Below are 16,980 nucleotides of genomic sequence, written 5' to 3' on the forward strand. Positions count from 1 at the left end.
TGGAGCAGGTAACGGGAATCGAACCCGCATAGCCGGCTTGGGAAGCCGGAGCTCTGCCATTGAGCTATACCTGCACCATAATATTATTATAAATCTTCAGAATATTTTACACAATTAGTAAATTCATTAAATATCTACAAAAAGGATGAGTTTTCTAAAAAAATCTTATTATAGATTTTTTTTATTGATTTTTTCATAAAATCTAGACGTTTGAAATATACTTATTATTGTGCTAACTTCAAATTAAAGGGGGATGATTACAATGCACTACGTTAAATACGAAGTGAAAAACAACATTCCACACTTCAATTGCTCCTTTTGTGGAAAATGTTTAGGCTTTCTAGAAGCCACTTCCTATTTAACAATCAAATCAAGGGGATGTTGCTGGTATTTTCCAAAATACAAACTAATCGACATAAAAAATATACTCGACATAGGAAGAGAGGATTTCATATATGAAATTTACAATCTTCCCTATACAAAAATAGAAAAATACTTCATTGAAATACTTGGGTTCTTTGATGAGGAAAAATATAATAAATCAAAAATGAACAACAATGAATTCGACTCAAAATTGTTTTTCAGGCTGTGCCCCTTTTTTGAGAAATCCGGATGCAAGCTTTATTTTGCTCTAAAACCTCATCCTTGCAACCTGTATCTATGTAGAGGAGTAATAGATGCTTGTGGTGAAGATTATGAAAAATATAATCGTGAAAGAAAAGATTACTTTGCATATTGCAATTATTATAATGATTTAATGCAGAAGGAATTTGAGACAAGAAAAATAAGTCTTATGAAAGATTTCGACAAATCAATAGAGTTTCTTAAAATGATGCAAATACCAAAATTTGATTTTAGAAAACTTGAGGTTTTAAGGTTTAATATAGATTTGATTTCTATTGTAAGTTCAGACATTGTTGTAGCTGGATGATTATAGGTGGGACTTAAGCAAATGTATGTCTTAAAATAATTTCTTGTAAAATTTCGAAGTATTGCTACAAATAAGCATAATCTAAAATATTTCTACTGAGCCTCATGAAAAGTATGAAAACAGCATCCCTCACGAACCTTTGCGACTCTTACTTTTAAACTTTATGGAGATTTTCTCAAATAAAAGTTAAAAGTTGCTCAGTTCAGTGAAAGAATTCCTATAATGTAATTCATGAGGCTCAAAATAGAAAAACTTTAATTGTCAAACAATTCAAGAAGTCAAGAAATCAAGTGAATGTCACAGCTATCCTTGTATCCCTTTATTTCATTTATAAGTTCAGGAAGTATTTTATACAAATCTCCAACTAGTGCTACATCTGCTATCGACATTATAGGTGCAGTTTCATCCTTGTTTATGGCTATTATAAAGTCGCTCTCCTGCATTCCTGCAAGGTGCTGTATAGCTCCTGAGATTCCACATGCTATATATAGATTTGGCCTTACAGTTTTTCCTGTTTGTCCAACCTGATGATCCTTTCCAATCCATCCTGCGTCGACCGCTGCACGTGAAGCTCCTACTACTCCGCCTAATAAATGGGCAAGTTCCTTTAAAAGTGCAAAGCCCTCCTCATTTCCTACTCCTCTTCCTCCAGATACTATTACCTTAGCCTCAGTTATGTCTACCTTATCCTCAAGTGACTTTACTATCTTTTCTACAACCGTCCTTATATCGCTTTCCTTTATCTGTGCAGCAACCTTTTCAATTTTTCCTTTCCTTCTATCATCAGCACATGGAACTGCGAAAACTCCTGGTCTTACAGTTGCCATCTGTGGCCTGTGGTTTGGACATTCTATGGTTGCCATTAGGTTTCCTCCAAAGGCTGGTCTTGTCATCAAAAGATTTTTAGTATTCTCATCTATATCAAGCCCTGTGCAGTCTGCTGTAAGCCCTGTCTTTAGCCTTGCTGCAAGTCTTGGCCCTAAATCTCTTCCTATATTCGTAGCCCCAATGAAAATTATCTCTGGTTTTCTTTCCATCGCAATCTGGGCAATCGCCTTTGTATATCCATCAGTTGTATAGTTCTTTAAAAGAATATGGTCCAATATTATTACCTCATCAGCTCCATGTTTTATCAATGTATCTGCTATCTTTTCTACTTCATAACCTGCAAGAACTGCGACAAGTTTTTCTTCAAGCTTATCTGCTATCTGTCTTCCCTTTCCTAAAAGTTCTAATGATACCTTCTGCAAAGTTCCTTCCCTTTGCTCTGCTATAACCCAAACGCTCATCATTATCCCCCCTATATAAAATGCTTTTCCTTTAATTTATTTGCTGCATATTGTGCTGCCTCAACTGGAGGAAGGTTTATTATCTCTCCCTTGCCCTTTGGCTCTTTAGTAAAGGTCTTTCTTACCTTAGTAGGTGAGCCTGAAAGTCCTATTTCTTCTTTATCTAGCTCTAAATCCTGTGTTGTAAGTATCTTTATCTCCTTTTGATAGCATGTGAATATATCATATATGTTCATATATCTTGGGTTGTTTAATTCCTTTATACATGTTAAAAGGCATGGCTTTTGTATTCTTATAATTTCATATCCATCTTCCAGGGCTCTTTTAATTCTCAATGAATCCTTTTCTATTTCTACCTTTTCTACATAGGTTACCTGTGGAATATTTAAATGTTCTGCTATCTCTGATCCAACCTGTGCTGTGTCACCGTCTATTGCTTGTCTACCTGCAAATATCAAATCATACCCTATTTTTTGTATTGCCCTTGCAAGCGTCAAAGAAGTAGCCCATGTATCTGCTCCTGCAAACAATCTATCCGTTAAAAGATATGCCTCATCTGCTCCCATGGCTAAAGCTTCCCTTAAAACCTTTTCAGCCTGTGGCGGTCCCATAGTTACTACTATAACTGTTGCACCATATTCATCCTTTAACCTCAATGCTTCTTCAAGAGCGTTTTTATCGTCCGGATTCATTATGCTTGGAACGCCTTCCCTTATCAAAGTCCCCTTTACTGGGTCTATTCTCACTTCGTTTGTATCTGGAACTTGCTTTATGCAAACTACTATTCTCATACTATCCCCCCATTACTTTAATACGTGTGCTGATATTACCATCTTTTGAACTTCACTTGTCCCTTCATATATCTCTGTTATCTTTGCATCCCTCATCATTCTTTCAACTGGGTAATCCCTTGTGTAGCCATAGCCTCCAAATATTTGAACTACCTTAGTTGTAACTTCCATCGCTGTTTCTGATGCGTAAAGTTTTGCCATAGCTGCATCAAAGCTTATCGGCATATTATTCTGTTTCTTCCATGCAGCTTTGTATACCAAAAGCTTTGCTGCTTCTACCTTTGTTGCCATCTCAGCTATATACCATTGAAGCCCCTGGAAGGTTGCTATTGGCTTTCCAAACTGTTTTCTTTCCTTCATATATTTAACTGCTTCATCAAGGGCTCCCTCTGCTATTCCAAGTGCCTGTGCTGCAATACCTATTCTTCCTCCATCAAGTGTCGCCATCGCGATTGAAAATCCTTTTCCTTCCTGTCCTAACAGGTTTTCCTTTGGAACCCTGCAATCCTTAAAAATCAGCTCTGCTGTTGATGAACCTCTAATTCCCATCTTTTCTTCTATCTTTCCTATCTCGAATCCTTCAAATCCCTTTTCTACTATAAAGGCTGATATTCCCTTTGTTCCTTTGCTTCTGTCTGTCATTGCAAATACTATGAATACATCTGCATATCCACCGTTAGTAATGAACACTTTGCTGCCATTTAATATGTAATAGTCGCCCTCAAGCTTAGCAACCGTCTGCTGGCTTGCTGCATCCGTTCCTGCATTTGGTTCTGTAAGGGCAAAGGCTCCTAGTCTTTCACCCTTTAAAAGTGAAGGCAGATATTTTTTCTTCTGCTCCTCGTTGCCAAAGTTATATATAGGCCAGCAGCATAGGGATGTATGGGCAGATAATATTACCCCTGTTGTTGCACATGCCTTTGATATTTCTTCAACCGCCATAATGTAACTTATGAAGTCTCCTCCGCTTCCTCCAACTTCTTTAGAAAACGGGATGCCCATGAGTCCTAACTTTGCCATTTTTTTAACATTTTCAAGCGGAAAAGTTTCCTTCTCATCAACTTCTGCAGCCATAGGTTTTACTTCGTTTTCTACAAATTTCTCCAGCATTTCCTTTACAAGTTCCTGTTCCCTTGTTAATTTAAATTCCAAAACCATCACCCCATTGCGGAAAAATTTTAATTTTTCAGATTTTTCAACAATTATATTATACTATAAAAACATTTTTTTAACAAATAATTTTGACCATTTTGTCTTTTGATAATCATGTAGAATTATGTAACATATTATCATTTTATGAATATCTTATTATAGGAAAAAAATCATTGGAGGGATTTATTATGAATACAACTAACACTACAGTAAATCTTTATACTTTAAAAGAATCTGAAACCAGAGAACTCAAGAATGAAGGTGAGGAAATTCGTATAGATTTACAGCTGTTTGACAATCCAAATTTAGAATCAGGTTCAGTCTTTGGGACTGTAAAGGATGAAAATTGCAATCCAATATTAGGTGCAGTCGTTAAATTGCTTGACGAAAATGAAAATCTTTTAGCAGTTACCTACTCAGATGCAAAAGGATATTTTGTTTTTTCTCCCGTTCATTCAGGTGTTCAATACAAGATTGCAGCTATTGCTAATGGATATTTCTTGTCCGATATAGTTCCATTTACATTACAAATACAGCAACAACTCGAAATCAACTTTACTCTTATTACAAATTCTAAGTATAACTTATCTGTTATTGCAGGAAATGTATTAGATTACCAGGACAACCCTATAGATGGTTGTTCTCTTAAATTATTTACGATAAACGAAGACATGCAAGAAGGGCTTTTTTCTACAACATTTACCAATGAAAGTGGACAATTTTTATTTGCAGATGTCCCGGTTGGGATATATAAAGTGATAGCTTCTAAATTAGGTTACGAAAATGAAATCACTACTGTTAGAGTAGACAGAGTTAATAATGTCACAAGATTATTAGTAAGGCTCAGACAATATCCAAAAAATTCTAGTGCTGCTATCTTTGGTGTAATAAAAGATAATAATGATAAGCCCATTCCAAATGCAATAGTAACTCTTTACAGAATTGAAGTTAATTCATTAGCAACACCTATTTGCTATACAAGATCAAACAATAATGGAGTATATATTTTTACAGATATTCAGCCTGGATATCAATATAAAATTGCTGCTACTAAAATAAATAAAACAGAATAAGGAGAGAAATTTTTCTCCTTATTCTGTATATTAATTGATTAAACGATAAAACTCAAACGGTAATGAATATCATTTAGTATTTTATTCAATTAAAGTTTTGATTGTGACTTAAATTTTTTACATTCAATCATTCCTAACATTTAATCATCTAAAATATCAACAATTATGTCAATATATTTTAAATTGTTAGTTATTAAAAGTTTTTGTAAAAAAAGGCAGGTAATCCTGCCTAAAATCAATTTATATTTTCTAAAATAGATTTCCAAGCTTCTTTATTTATTATTTGATATAACCGTCTAAAACCTATGTTGCTAATAAGCATAATAATAAATTTTTCAATGTCCTTGTCACATTCAATTTTTCCATCAACAATTTTAAATTTGGTAGGGGCTATTTTTTCAAAGGTTTTCATTTCAACACTTGTAGGTTCAAGCTTAACTTTGAAACATGGTTCCTTTTCGAGTATTTTTTCCTCCATTGCATCGATAATGAATTCATCAAGGGCTTGACTTAAAGTTAATGCAAGTTCTTCATTTCCGGAATCAATTGCTAAATAAAGCGCCTCCTTAAGCTTTTCGATTCTTTCTCCGTTTCCAGTCCCATGAAAATCCCCCCTATAAATATTTGCAGGAAAAACATAAACTTCCTGCATTATATATATTATTCTTTCTAAAATTGTAATTTCCTTCTATCAATAAGTTAAGATTTGTTAAAAAATTATAATACTTTTCTTCAATAGCATGTCCAAATTGTTAAACAACTCAAGAACTCAAGAAATCAAGTGAATGTCACTAAAAGATGCTTAAGTCGAGTTCCCTTGAAAGTTCTTCAAGGACTTTTAGACCGCCGATGCTGTTTCCTTTTGCATCAAGGGATGGACCATAGACTCCAATGCCCATTCGGCCTGGAACGGATGCTAAAATTCCTCCGCCAACTCCACTTTTTCCTGGTATTCCTATTCTAACTGCAAATTCACCTGATGCATCATACATACCGCATGTGACCATTATGGTTTTTACAATTCTTGCTATTTGTCTTGGAATTATTCTTTCACCGCTCCAGGGCATAACTCCATCGTTGGCAAGCATGGCTCCTATCCTTGCTATATCTTTGCAGGTAACTTCGATTGAGCACTGCTTAAAATAGACGTCAAGGGCATCTTCAACGCTTCCCTCTATTATACCGGTGCTTTTCATGAAATAAGCAAGAGCCCTGTTTCTGTCTCCAGTTTCTTTTTCTGATTTATATACATCGTAGTTTATATCGATTGTTGGATTGTTAGTTATCTTTCTTGTAAACTTTAATATTCTTTCTATTGCTTCGCTTCCGTCTTTACCGCTTATCATGGATGATGTAACAATCGCACCAGAATTTATCATTGGGTTTAATGGCTTGTTTGGATTTCTTTTTTCAAGGCTGCTTATAGAATTAAAGGTGTCCGCAGTAGGTTCCATATCAACCTTCGAGAAAACATATTCCTTTCCATTGTCTAATAGTGCAAGCATTAAGGCTACGACCTTTGATACGCTTTGCATTGTAAATTTAACATCGCAGTCCCCTGCATAATATTCTTCATTATCGATGGTATATACTGCAACACCTAAATGTTCTTTATTAGCCTTTGATAATTCAGGTATATATGTTGCAACATTTCCCTTTTTAGTCCATTCTCTGTTGTTTTCAATCGCTGCTTCTAATAGCCTCTTCATATGCATTCCCCCAGTTTTTCAAGTTTATATATTATATATGTTGCTGCAACTAAATCCGCCGACCCTCCCGGGCTTATATTTTTGTTTATAAACATTTTGCCCATAAATTCTATATAATTTCTCCCGATTTTAGATTTCATCAATCCTAAGTATATCGCATTTTTAGCCATGCTCTTGGCAAAATATAACCCTGCAATTCCTTTCCTGTTTAAAATAGTAGTATCATCTGTTTTAGAAATAATAACTATAAGCGCATTTATAAGCGAATCATTTATGTTTAACCCTGATTTTAGCGCCCCTTCAAATTCAGGCAGGCCATATTTAATAACAGTTGGGAGTCCATTTTCAACCTCTCCTCTTATTCCTTCAACTCCATATTTTATATAAAGCCTTTCACCATTTGTCAGGTCTTTTTTTGAGTATGCGCTTTTTAATTCCCTCTCAACTATTCCTTTGGTTGTTTCCTTTATTATATTTGACAAATTGTATCTATCTAAAGTTGTCCCAAGCCTTCTGCACCTTCCTGCTGCTACTCCTATTAATGCAGATAAAAAAAGAATTCCCTTTTGAGTATTAATTCCATTTGTGGCCTTGAACATGTCTTTTTCTGCTAAAATGCCAACTTCTCTTATCCTTTGTAGTAGTCCCTCGTTATAGTTATAACCTATACTTACAAACTCCGACATGTATTTTGAAAGTGCTGCCGTGCTTTTTAAAAAGGTATTATAGTCCATATCCCTGTGGCTCCCATTGGAAAATGGTGAGACAAGTCCCGGAGATGGATGGGATATAACCTCTAATATCATACCTTCTATTATAATCTGTGCTGTAGTTTTAGCAAATTCTTTGATATCTAAATCCTTATCTAATAACACTGAATTCAAACTTCATCTTCCTCTGCTTTTGTTTGTAATTGGTCTTATATTAATCATTGTTTTTATTGCATCGTTTTTAGGATGCTTTGAACCGAGCGGTCTATCAATTATAACCTTTACTTTTTTGCCTAAATATTCTTTCATAGACACCTCTAAACATACAAAATGTTTCATATTCTCTTTCGCCTTCTGAAATTGCTTTTCCTATCGCTGTTGCCTCTGCACATACAGCAATATAATATTTTGAGCAGCTTTTATAAGTTCTCTATCTTTTTCGTCAATTCTAATAACTGCCACGTTCTTCCCTGCTTTCCCCATTATTTTTAAAATCATAACAATATCAAACCTTAATGACCAATATTTAAACCATATCATTTATAGACTCATATTTCGCAATATATCTTCTAATTCTGCTATTAATAAAACTTAAAACCTCATCAACTGTGTGCCTTAACTCCCTTGCACACACCCTTGCATCTTCGCCGCAGACTATGCATCTTCTCTCTTTAAATCCCAAATCTTTGCGTGAAACAGATTTTTCTCCCTCATAAACATCTATGTCGAAAATTCTACCTAATGAGTGAGTTTCTTCTATTTCAACTGCCATTTTTTTTATTTTCATTTTGTCTAAATTCAATACCATTAAAACGCTTTTTCCGTCAAACCCATCATCTACTTCATTATGAATTGTATATTCTCTGAACTGTTCAATCAATAGAGAATATAACACATTAAAGGCAGAAACTGCCTCTAATGTGTTTTTGTTATTTCCCGGGTAATTTATTTTTCCGACAAGAATCGGAAAGCTATATTTTTCATAAAGCGACAAAACCTTAAAAAATCTTTTTTCTCTATCCTCAAGTATCCTCTTCAATGTGGAGTATCGCTCCTTTTTATTTTATCTATAATTTCTTTTGCTTCGTCTGAAACTAAAAAATTAAAGGTAGTTTCAGGGACATATTTGTAAGTATCCTCAATTTTTCCTTTTCTAATAAGTTCCCTGACAAAGGAGGCACTTACTGCCGTATTATCAATTTGTTTTCTTTCAACAATCCTAACTTCTATGCCAAAGGAAGGCAGAACATCCACAAGAGCATTATTATAGGCATCTGTTACATTGCAATACGGTTCTGTTCCTACATAACGTTTATCAATATTAAATTCCTTTGCAATATACTTTCCAAATATAGCTGCATCCAGCCTTGTATAAGCCCTCAGCCTTTCATCCTCCTGCCTTAAGAAGTAGCTTGGAAATGTAGCAGATGATATAATATATCTACCTCCGGGGATTACAGCTACATTTTTTAAATCCTTTACACCCTCTTTTACCAGGTTAAGCCTTACATCAAAAGGGAAAAGCGAGCGATTTTCTTCCACTATGAATACCACAACCTCATCATTTTCGTAAGATGCAGTTTCGATAAGGAATCTATGCCCAAGTGTAAAAGGATTGCAGTTCATAACAAGCGCAGCCTTTTTACCATTTGAAAGTCCGCTTTTCTTGAACATATCCTTAACATATTTTTCAACATTTGCTGTTCCACCTTCTAAAAGGACTACGTCATCGTTTCCTTCAACAAATCTATATCCAAGCCCCTCGAATATATATTTGTTTTCAGGCTTAGTGAATATAAATGTATCATAAACCCCTTTGTCAAAAAGCTTGTTTTGAATAAAGGTCAGCAGCTTTGCTGCAACACCTTCGTTTTGATATTCCACTGATACTGCAAAGTCCTTTATAACATGCCCAGCAGCTGAACAGGTTCCAATTATTTTATCGTTTTCTACCGCAACAACAGTCATATCAACATCCTGTTCAAGCCTTAAATCAAATCCCTCTAAAAATTCCCTGACCTCATCTAAATGCTTGGTTTGATAAATTTCCATAGAATCACCTAACCTGCCTTACTACATCTATAACCGTTCCGTCCCTATACTCTACAATTGCAACAATTTTATCTTCAAATTCAATCTTTTCTGGAACTCCAGTCATCTTTTCTGCCATTTGTTTAAGCTCTTCTATAGTAAATATAGGGAGTTTGCTTTCTTTAAGTTTTTCTAAAAGGTCCAATCTTTTTGGATTTATTGCAATTCCCCTCTCAGTAACTACAGCGTCTATTGTTTCACCTGGTGTAGTAACTGTAGTTACCCTGTCGACTATAATAGGAAGTCTTGCTTTGGTTAATTGAGTTACAACTATTGCAAGCTTAGAACCAGCTGCTGTATCCGAGTGACCTCCAGAGCCTCCCATTATAACTCCATTGGAACCTGTTGTAACATTTACATTAAAGTCAGTATCTATTTCAGTTGCTCCAAGTATCATTACATCGAGATTGTTGACAACTGCGCCCCTGTTGTGGGGGTTTCCATACATTGACGAGGACATTCCCTGATGTGCTTTATTGTTTTTGTAGCTCTCAACTGCCTTTAAATCAAAACATTGAACATCGAATAGTGACCTGAATAGCCCTTCTTCGAACATTTCAACGATGTATCCAGTTATTCCGCCTGCTGCAAAGCTTCCCTTAATATTATTTTTCTTCATCATTTCCTTTACAAAAGCTGCAACCGCAAGGGATGTTCCACCAGCACCTGTCTGAAATGAAAATCCGTCCTTTAATAGTCCCGATTCCTCAATTAGCTGTGCTGCAAGTTTTGCAATTTTAAGTCCTACTGGGTCCTTTGTAATTCTTGTTGTCCCTGAAACTATTCCCTTAGGGTCTCCTATAGCTTCAACCTCTACTATATAATCAACATACTCCTGGCTGATCTCGATTGGACATGCTGGATATGGCACTAAATTATCAGTTATAGCAACAACCCTATCTGCATACATAGCATCTGGAATAGCATATCCCAAACTGCCACAGGCAGATTTTCCCTCTACTCCATTTATATTCCCATAGGTATCACAGGCTGGAGATGCAATAAATGCGATGTCAATGTGCAAATCTCCGCTTTCGATTGCCCTTGCCCTGCCTCCATGGGTATGCATAATTGCCGGATACTTTAGTATTCCCTTTGATACAGCCTCTGCAACAGGGCCCGACATATAGTTTGCATAAATTCCTGTTACTACACCATTTTTTATATGTTCAACAAGAGGTGCGTGGCATGGGAAAATTGAACTTGCTGCAACCTTTATGTCCTTTAGTCCAAGCTTTGCAATCTCATCAACAACCATATTCAAAACAAAATCACCATTTCTTAAATGGTGGTGGAATGAAATAGTATAACCATCCTTTATTTCACATTTTAAAAGAGCCTCTTTTATTGAGGATAGAACTTTATCATCCCCAGGCTTTACACTTTTAAGCTTAACCGATGATTTCACAACCTCTTTATAATTTTCAAATGCTCCAGCAAATGGCTTAACTTTTCCATAACCTTCTATATAATCAGGTAAGTTTCTTCCTAAAGCGTTAATCATAGCATCGCCCCCTATATCAAACCTACTGCCTTAGCCTTTTCAATTACATTTTTTGCCCTTGCTAAAATTGGAGCATCTACCATTTTTCCATCCAGTGAGAATACACCCTTGCCTTCTCTTTGTGCTTCTTCATATGCCTCTATAACCCTTGTTGCCCATTTTAAATCATCTAAACTTGGTGAGAAAACTTCATTTATTATATCAACCTGTCTTGGATTAATAGCCGCCTTTCCCGTCATTCCTATTAGTTTTGCCTTTTCACAGTCTTTTAAAAGTCCATCAAAATCGTTTACATCGGTAAAGGGAGTGTCAATTGCATCAACCTTAAGTGCCTTGCATACTGAAACTATTCTGCTTCTTGCATAGAATATTTCCTCTCCCTCTTTAGTCCTTTTTATCTCCATATCAGCCGTTAAATCCTCAGCACCCAAAAGGACTGCTTTAACTCTCTTTGAAGATTTTACAATATTGAAAACATCCTCAAGTCCAAATGCAGTTTCTATAAGAGGAATTATTTTAATGCTTCCAAGCTTAAATCCCTCTTCCCTTTCAATAGTAGAAAGAAGCTCATCTATCTCTTCTATAGCATCCTCACTTGCTTTGGGCACTAATATTGCATCGGGTTTTACCCTTGCTATGCAGTCTATATCATCGTATCCAAGCTCCGTTGCTATGCTGTTTATTCTTACAACCTTTTCAGCGTCCCCAAAATCCAGGCTCAACAGTGCATTCCTTACAAGATGCCTTGCCGCATCCTTTTCATCTATACTTACCGCATCCTCCAAATCCAGTATTATGCTGTCCGCCCCGAGTATTGGAGAATTCTGCACCATCGAAGGATTATTCCCCGGTATAAACAACATACTTCTCCTCATAATGCACCTCCATAAGTGACATTCACTTGATTTCTTGACTTCTTGAATTGTTTGTCAATTCAATCCTACTCGCTTGCCCTCTTTATAGCCGTCTCCATCCTTGCCCTAATAGTATAATCAAGCGCTCCTCTATCCTTTGCAACTACAAGAGCATTATCAACTTCAAGTTCGTTTAATGTATCCATTATTACCCTTTCAATTGCCTTTCCAAACTGCTTTAAAACTATGCTATCAAGCTGAATCTCATTCCCATTTTCGTTTGGGTATATCATTATGTATATATCATTTGACTCCATCGTCCCTGCTTTAGCTGGCCTTACTATCTTCATAGTGCACCTCCATGAGTGACATTCACTTGATTTCTTGACTTCTTGAATTGTTTGTCAATTCAATATACTCCCTCTGCCCTATTTCATAATAGTTATTGCCCTGGCTGTCTATTACAACAACAAGTGGCAAGTCCTCAACATATAGCCTTCTAATCGCCTCAGCACCCAAATCCTCATATGCAACCAGTTCGGATTGCTTAACACATTTTGCAGTTAATGCTGCTGCACCACCAATTGCAGCAAAGTATACAGCACCGTTTTTCTTTATAGATTCGACTACCTCTGCACCTCTTTTTCCTTTGCCTATCATTCCCTTCAATCCCTTTTCAAGAAGCGCTGGAGTATATGAATCCATTCTATAGCTTGTTGTTGGCCCTGCTGAACCTATCGGCTGTCCTTCCTTTGCAGGAGTCGGCCCAACATAATATATTACTTGGCCTTCTATATCAAATGGCAATTCTTTTCCTTGGTTTATCAAATCCACCAATCTTTTGTGTGCAGCATCCCTTGCGGTGTAAACATATCCAGTTAACAAAACGCTGTCTCCTGCCTTAAGATTATTTATTTGTTCCATGGTAAGGGGTGTTGTAATTTTTTTGCTCATCCTCAATCCTCCCCAATTTTTTCTTCTATTATACAAATTAATTGAAACTAGCTTTAAAATTCAATCTCTGCATGCCTTGTGGCATGGCAGCTTATATTAACTGCAACCGGAAGACCTGCTATATGAGTTGCAAATGCTTCAACATTTACTGCAAGAGCAGTAGTCCTTCCTCCAAACCCTTGAGGCCCAATTCCAAGCTTGTTTATGCTGTCCAAAAGTTCCTCTTCAAGTTTAGCATAAAATGTATTGCTGTTTCTTTTATCAATTGACCTTAACAGCGCCTTTTTAGCAAGATATGCCGAATAATCAAATGTCCCTCCAATTCCAACTCCAACAATAATAGGAGGGCATGGATTAGGTCCAGCTTCCTTCACGACCTTCAAAACAAATTTCTTAACCCCTTCAATTCCATCTGCTGGTTTTAACATTTTAAGCTGGCTCATATTTTCGCTTCCAAATCCCTTTGGAACAACCGTTATCTTTATTCTATCCCCTTCAACAATATTTGTGTATATAACAGCAGGGGTATTGTCCTTTGTATTTATTCTTTCAATCGGGTCGCCTACAACTGATTTTCTTAAATATCCTTCTATGTATCCTTTTCTTACCCCTTCGTTAATCGCATCGTTTAAATTTCCACCCACAATATGAACATCCTGTCCTAAATCTATAAAAACAACTGTCATCCCCGTATCCTGACACATAGGCATATTTTCATTTGCAGCAATCTCAGCATTTTTAATCAATATATCCATTATATCTTTCGCAAGCTTAAATTCTTCTTCGTCGCTCGCCTTCAGAAAGGCATTTTTTATATCTTCATTCAAATAATAGTTAGCCTCTATACACAAATCCCTAACAGCCTTGGTAATCTCCGATACTTGAATCTCCCTCATTATACCACCTCTTTCAATAGCTGTAGTAAATCAAATGGGCTGTCTCAAAATATAAATTGTTTAAATAATCATAGAAAGTTTTTTATAAACCCAAGATATGATTTCGGAAGGGCATCTCTCATGAGCCATAGTAACTCTTGCTTTTCGACTTTTAAAAAACAAAGAAAAGCTTAGAGTTACTTGGTATAATGAGCGAATGACCGGAGAAATCATATCTTGGGGTTCACATAAATAACAATCTTAAAAAACTTTATTTTGAGACAGCCCTACTTATTATCTTTTTATAGCCTTATTTATCCTATCTCTATTTTTTTCAAGCTGCAATACCCTTTGCATTTCGTTGTAAACTATCATAAATCCTTCGTCTACTCCCATTCCTGGTTTTGCAAGGCATTGGTCTGCATCGCAAGCTATTGCAATATTTGTTAGAACCTGTGCTGAACGGTCTGTTTCGTTGCATGTTCCGCCGCAGTATGCTCCAACTCCATGCTTTTTGCAGTAAAGAATCGACTCTGCTACATTGTTTATACCGCCTAAATCAGGAGTCTTTATCTGAATCATGTCAGCTGCACCTTCGTCAACGAACAGCTTTATATCTTCCCAAGTGTTGCACCATTCATCTGCAACAAGTTCAACGCCTATTCCCTTTTGCTTTAATATATTTCTTAGCTTTTTAAGTGCTTCACACTGTCCCTCTCTGTTTTCAACATCCATTGGACCTTCTATTCTTAACTTAAATGGCTTTGCTGTCTCTTCAAGCTCTCCCAAATAGTTAGCCATTTTTTCGTAGTCCATGTTGAATGCAATTCCAATTGTTCCATATACATCTATGTGCAGAACAGGGTTGTATTCTTCTGTTGTCCTAAGCTTTAGTATTCTATCCCTTAACCAAGCCACATATTCCTTTAAAAGCTCTCCATTCTCACCTAATTTTTCCTTAACATTGTTTATAAGCCCGTGTGGCAATACATCCGCACCCTTTAGAATCATCTTATCAACATTGTTGTATCTATCGTCGCCGGATTGAGTAAAAATAGGTATCTTCTTAAACTCAACTCCTGTTGCATACTCTTCCCTGATAACTTCCGCCATTGTAAGCCTTTTTGCCTTTGCCACAGCATCGAGTATTGCCTGTGTAACTCCGTATCTTATTGCTGTATGAAGTCTTTTGCCTTCTACTTCCATATTGTCGATTTCTTCTGCCATTTCCTTGAAGGTTGTAATTTCTCTTTCTATAAGCTTTGGAGCTATATGCTTTTCAATTACTGGAATGAATTCTTCTGCTAAAAACAGAGGGTCTCTTCCTCCTGCTCCTGAATATTGAACTGCTGCACAATCACCATATGCAACCTGTCCATCCTCAAGTATAAGCATAACCGATATCGATTCTCCAGCCATTCTTATCTTCTTAAATCCTTCTGTTACCGGTTCCCCTACATATACAAATCCATCGTGAGCTGCTCCCATTTTAATCGCCCTTTGGTCATCGAAGAAAAACCCAGTTCTTCCTGCTGATAAAACAACGTCAACTATTTTCATTATGATATCCTCCATTCGTTTTCATTAGTATTATAGATTTGGTCGTCCAACCAAGAATCCCTTTCCAACTGCATATATATCATCTACAACCATCTGGAATCCTACTTCTCTGTTTTCAACCTTTGCTCTTGCTTCTAATAGGCTTCTGTGGAAATCCTTTATCTCCTTAGTAAATGGAATATTTCCAAACTCAAGTATTCTTACAGCACCATTATTATCTCTTGCTGGAAGTATCTTGCCTGCGTTATATTTGCTTGGCGCAAATGGTATATCGAGTATACCAAGCTCAAATGCCTTTACAGCACCTACTGCTAAGTCTCCATTTCCTACTTCAAACACCTTATCAAGTATGCACTTTGTTTCAGCCTTTATTAGCTTGATTTCCTCTTCAAGTTCCTTGGACATTGGAAGTCTTTGTCCTCTTAATAGGTTCAATGTCTGCTTTGTTGCCTTAATTCCTGCTGCATTAGCCTCTTTAGTTGGAATTCCAACTGCCTCATGAGGAGTTTTAACAATAACCTTAGTTGCGCCAGCAAGGGCTGCCGTCGCTGAACCCCATGAAATAACCCCAAATGCCTTTGATTCGTCCTGTGGGAATCCACCCATCCATTGATGGAATACAGTCGTTAAGTAAACGTCATATCCATACATTTTGAAGTATTCATTTGCCTGCTCCTCAAGCGCCCTCATCGCCGCAACGTCCTGAACCAGATTACCGCATTGTCCATAACCTAATGTCAAGTTCCTTACTCCCTGCTCTGCGGCAAGCAATCCTTCTATTATTGCAACTGCGTTTGATACGCTTGGTGGCACAAGTGTTCCAGTCAAAGGTCCAAATGGTTCTCTGTTTAAAGAGATTCCCATTTCTTCATAAAGTCCTGCTAATCTATCGCAATACTGCCAGTCGAGGATTGTCTTTTCAAGGCTTACGCTCTTTGCATAAGGTATATTATATGATATACCGCCGCCTTCGTTTGATGTCCAGCCCGATGCGTGAATTATTTCTGATAAAAGCCTTGCATCAGGTGTTCCGTGTCTTGCCTGAAGAGGTAGGTTTACAGCTTCAAAAACTCTTCTACAGCCTTCAACGCCATGGTTTACAGCAGGAAAGCCGTTTAGCATTGAACGTCCTGCTTTTCTGCTCTCTTCAAGTCCAACCTCGCATTCGTTGTATCTGTTTTGTCTTGTATAACTGTCGATTGTGGATGGTAAAAGGTCTGCCTCACCTTCATTTTGAAGATATGTTAAAAGATTTATATGGTCCTCAACAAGCGCAACCCCAGCTCTTGGCTGTGCAAGTGTTATTCCCTCTTCCTTTGCCTTTTTAAGTTTTGCTGGAAAACTCTTATGTTCTGGCACCTTTTTTAGATACTCAGCAGCATCTTCTAAATTTACGTCCTTTCCAGTTGGCCAGTGATTTAATATTTCCTCTCTTACCTTAAAAAACTGTTCTTGGCTCCATTTTTTATTTTTAAGCTCCATATATA

The 16,980-nt window shown here is 36.7% G+C and carries 18 protein-coding genes and 1 tRNA gene; 2 read left to right on the forward strand and 17 right to left on the reverse strand.

Features of this window, described 5'->3' with window-relative positions:
* Positions 1-74: transfer RNA gene (locus ABG79_RS10110), tRNA-Gly, on the reverse strand.
* Positions 75-262: 188 nt separating this feature from the next.
* Here ABG79_RS10110 and ABG79_RS10115 point away from each other — a divergent pair.
* Positions 263-931, forward strand: a complete 669-nt coding sequence (locus ABG79_RS10115; RefSeq protein ID WP_057979361.1) for a hypothetical protein — start codon at positions 263-265, stop codon at positions 929-931.
* Positions 932-1,209: 278 nt separating this feature from the next.
* On the opposite strand, the gene ABG79_RS10120 is transcribed toward ABG79_RS10115, so the two are convergent.
* The 3 genes from ABG79_RS10120 to ABG79_RS10130 are packed head-to-tail and all read right to left on the reverse strand — an operon-like array spanning position 1,210 to position 4,163.
* Positions 1,210-2,220: an electron transfer flavoprotein subunit alpha/FixB family protein gene (locus tag ABG79_RS10120; RefSeq protein WP_057979362.1), complete on the reverse strand. Its 1,011-nt coding sequence runs from the start codon at positions 2,218-2,220 to the stop codon at positions 1,210-1,212.
* Between the two features lie 11 nt (positions 2,221-2,231).
* The gene (locus ABG79_RS10125) at positions 2,232-3,011 is read right to left on the reverse strand and encodes an electron transfer flavoprotein subunit beta/FixA family protein (protein ID WP_057979363.1); all 780 of its coding nucleotides are present in this window, start codon (positions 3,009-3,011) and stop codon (positions 2,232-2,234) included.
* Between the two features lie 12 nt (positions 3,012-3,023).
* Positions 3,024-4,163, reverse strand: coding sequence for an acyl-CoA dehydrogenase (locus ABG79_RS10130; protein ID WP_057979364.1), 1,140 nt, complete (start codon positions 4,161-4,163; stop codon positions 3,024-3,026).
* 188 nt (positions 4,164-4,351) lie between these two features.
* On the opposite strand from ABG79_RS10130, the gene ABG79_RS10135 reads away from it, so the two are divergent.
* Positions 4,352-5,236, forward strand: a complete 885-nt coding sequence (locus tag ABG79_RS10135) for an MSCRAMM family protein (RefSeq protein ID WP_057979365.1) — start codon at positions 4,352-4,354, stop codon at positions 5,234-5,236.
* A 235-nt stretch (positions 5,237-5,471) separates the two neighbouring features.
* On the opposite strand, the gene ABG79_RS10140 is transcribed toward ABG79_RS10135, so the two are convergent.
* The 13 genes from ABG79_RS10140 to ABG79_RS10195 all read right to left on the reverse strand — a co-directional run bounded on the left by ABG79_RS10140 (position 5,472) and on the right by ABG79_RS10195 (position 16,975).
* Positions 5,472-5,888, reverse strand: a complete 417-nt coding sequence (locus ABG79_RS10140; protein WP_057979366.1) for a hypothetical protein — start codon at positions 5,886-5,888, stop codon at positions 5,472-5,474.
* A gap of 139 nt (positions 5,889-6,027) precedes the next feature.
* Complete coding sequence (glsA, locus tag ABG79_RS10145) at positions 6,028-6,945, reverse strand: glutaminase A (RefSeq protein ID WP_057979367.1); 918 nt, start codon at positions 6,943-6,945, stop codon at positions 6,028-6,030.
* A complete protein-coding gene (locus ABG79_RS10150) occupies positions 6,942-7,820 on the reverse strand; it encodes a triphosphoribosyl-dephospho-CoA synthase (RefSeq protein ID WP_242859333.1) in 879 nt (292 codons plus the stop codon). The genes glsA and ABG79_RS10150 overlap by 4 nt, the downstream gene beginning before the upstream one ends.
* 12 nt (positions 7,821-7,832) lie before the next feature.
* Positions 7,833-7,964: a hypothetical protein gene (locus ABG79_RS12750; protein WP_278287122.1), complete on the reverse strand. Its 132-nt coding sequence runs from the start codon at positions 7,962-7,964 to the stop codon at positions 7,833-7,835.
* Between the two features lie 217 nt (positions 7,965-8,181).
* Positions 8,182-8,694 carry a citrate lyase holo-[acyl-carrier protein] synthase gene (citX, locus tag ABG79_RS10155; protein ID WP_057979369.1) on the reverse strand — a complete coding sequence of 171 codons (513 nt, stop codon included), beginning with the start codon at positions 8,692-8,694 and terminating at the stop codon, positions 8,182-8,184.
* On the reverse strand, positions 8,691-9,707 hold the full coding sequence (gene citC, locus ABG79_RS10160) for a [citrate (pro-3S)-lyase] ligase (protein WP_057979370.1): 1,017 nt from the start codon (positions 9,705-9,707) through the stop codon (positions 8,691-8,693). Before citC ends, citX begins: the two co-directional genes overlap by 4 nt.
* 4 nt (positions 9,708-9,711) lie before the next feature.
* On the reverse strand, positions 9,712-11,250 hold the full coding sequence (citF, locus tag ABG79_RS10165; RefSeq protein WP_057979371.1) for a citrate lyase subunit alpha: 1,539 nt from the start codon (positions 11,248-11,250) through the stop codon (positions 9,712-9,714).
* 11 nt (positions 11,251-11,261) lie between these two features.
* Positions 11,262-12,125, reverse strand: coding sequence for an HpcH/HpaI aldolase/citrate lyase family protein (locus ABG79_RS10170; protein WP_057979372.1), 864 nt, complete (start codon positions 12,123-12,125; stop codon positions 11,262-11,264).
* A gap of 65 nt (positions 12,126-12,190) precedes the next feature.
* A complete protein-coding gene (gene citD / locus ABG79_RS10175) occupies positions 12,191-12,454 on the reverse strand; it encodes a citrate lyase acyl carrier protein (RefSeq protein ID WP_057979373.1) in 264 nt (87 codons plus the stop codon).
* A 22-nt stretch (positions 12,455-12,476) separates the two neighbouring features.
* Positions 12,477-13,058, reverse strand: coding sequence for a Fe-S-containing hydro-lyase (locus ABG79_RS10180; RefSeq protein WP_057979374.1), 582 nt, complete (start codon positions 13,056-13,058; stop codon positions 12,477-12,479).
* A gap of 53 nt (positions 13,059-13,111) precedes the next feature.
* The gene (locus tag ABG79_RS10185) at positions 13,112-13,954 is read right to left on the reverse strand and encodes a fumarate hydratase (RefSeq protein ID WP_057979375.1); all 843 of its coding nucleotides are present in this window, start codon (positions 13,952-13,954) and stop codon (positions 13,112-13,114) included.
* A gap of 273 nt (positions 13,955-14,227) precedes the next feature.
* Positions 14,228-15,493, reverse strand: a complete 1,266-nt coding sequence (locus ABG79_RS10190) for a methylaspartate ammonia-lyase (RefSeq protein ID WP_057979376.1) — start codon at positions 15,491-15,493, stop codon at positions 14,228-14,230.
* A 30-nt stretch (positions 15,494-15,523) separates the two neighbouring features.
* Positions 15,524-16,975 (reverse strand): methylaspartate mutase subunit E, encoded by a 1,452-nt coding sequence (locus ABG79_RS10195; protein WP_057979377.1) that lies wholly within the window; start codon positions 16,973-16,975, stop codon positions 15,524-15,526.
* Positions 16,976-16,980: the final 5 nt, after the last annotated feature.

Origin of the sequence: Caloramator mitchellensis (assembly GCF_001440545.1) — a bacterium.
Classification (GTDB): domain Bacteria; phylum Bacillota; class Clostridia; order Clostridiales; family Caloramatoraceae; genus Caloramator; species Caloramator mitchellensis.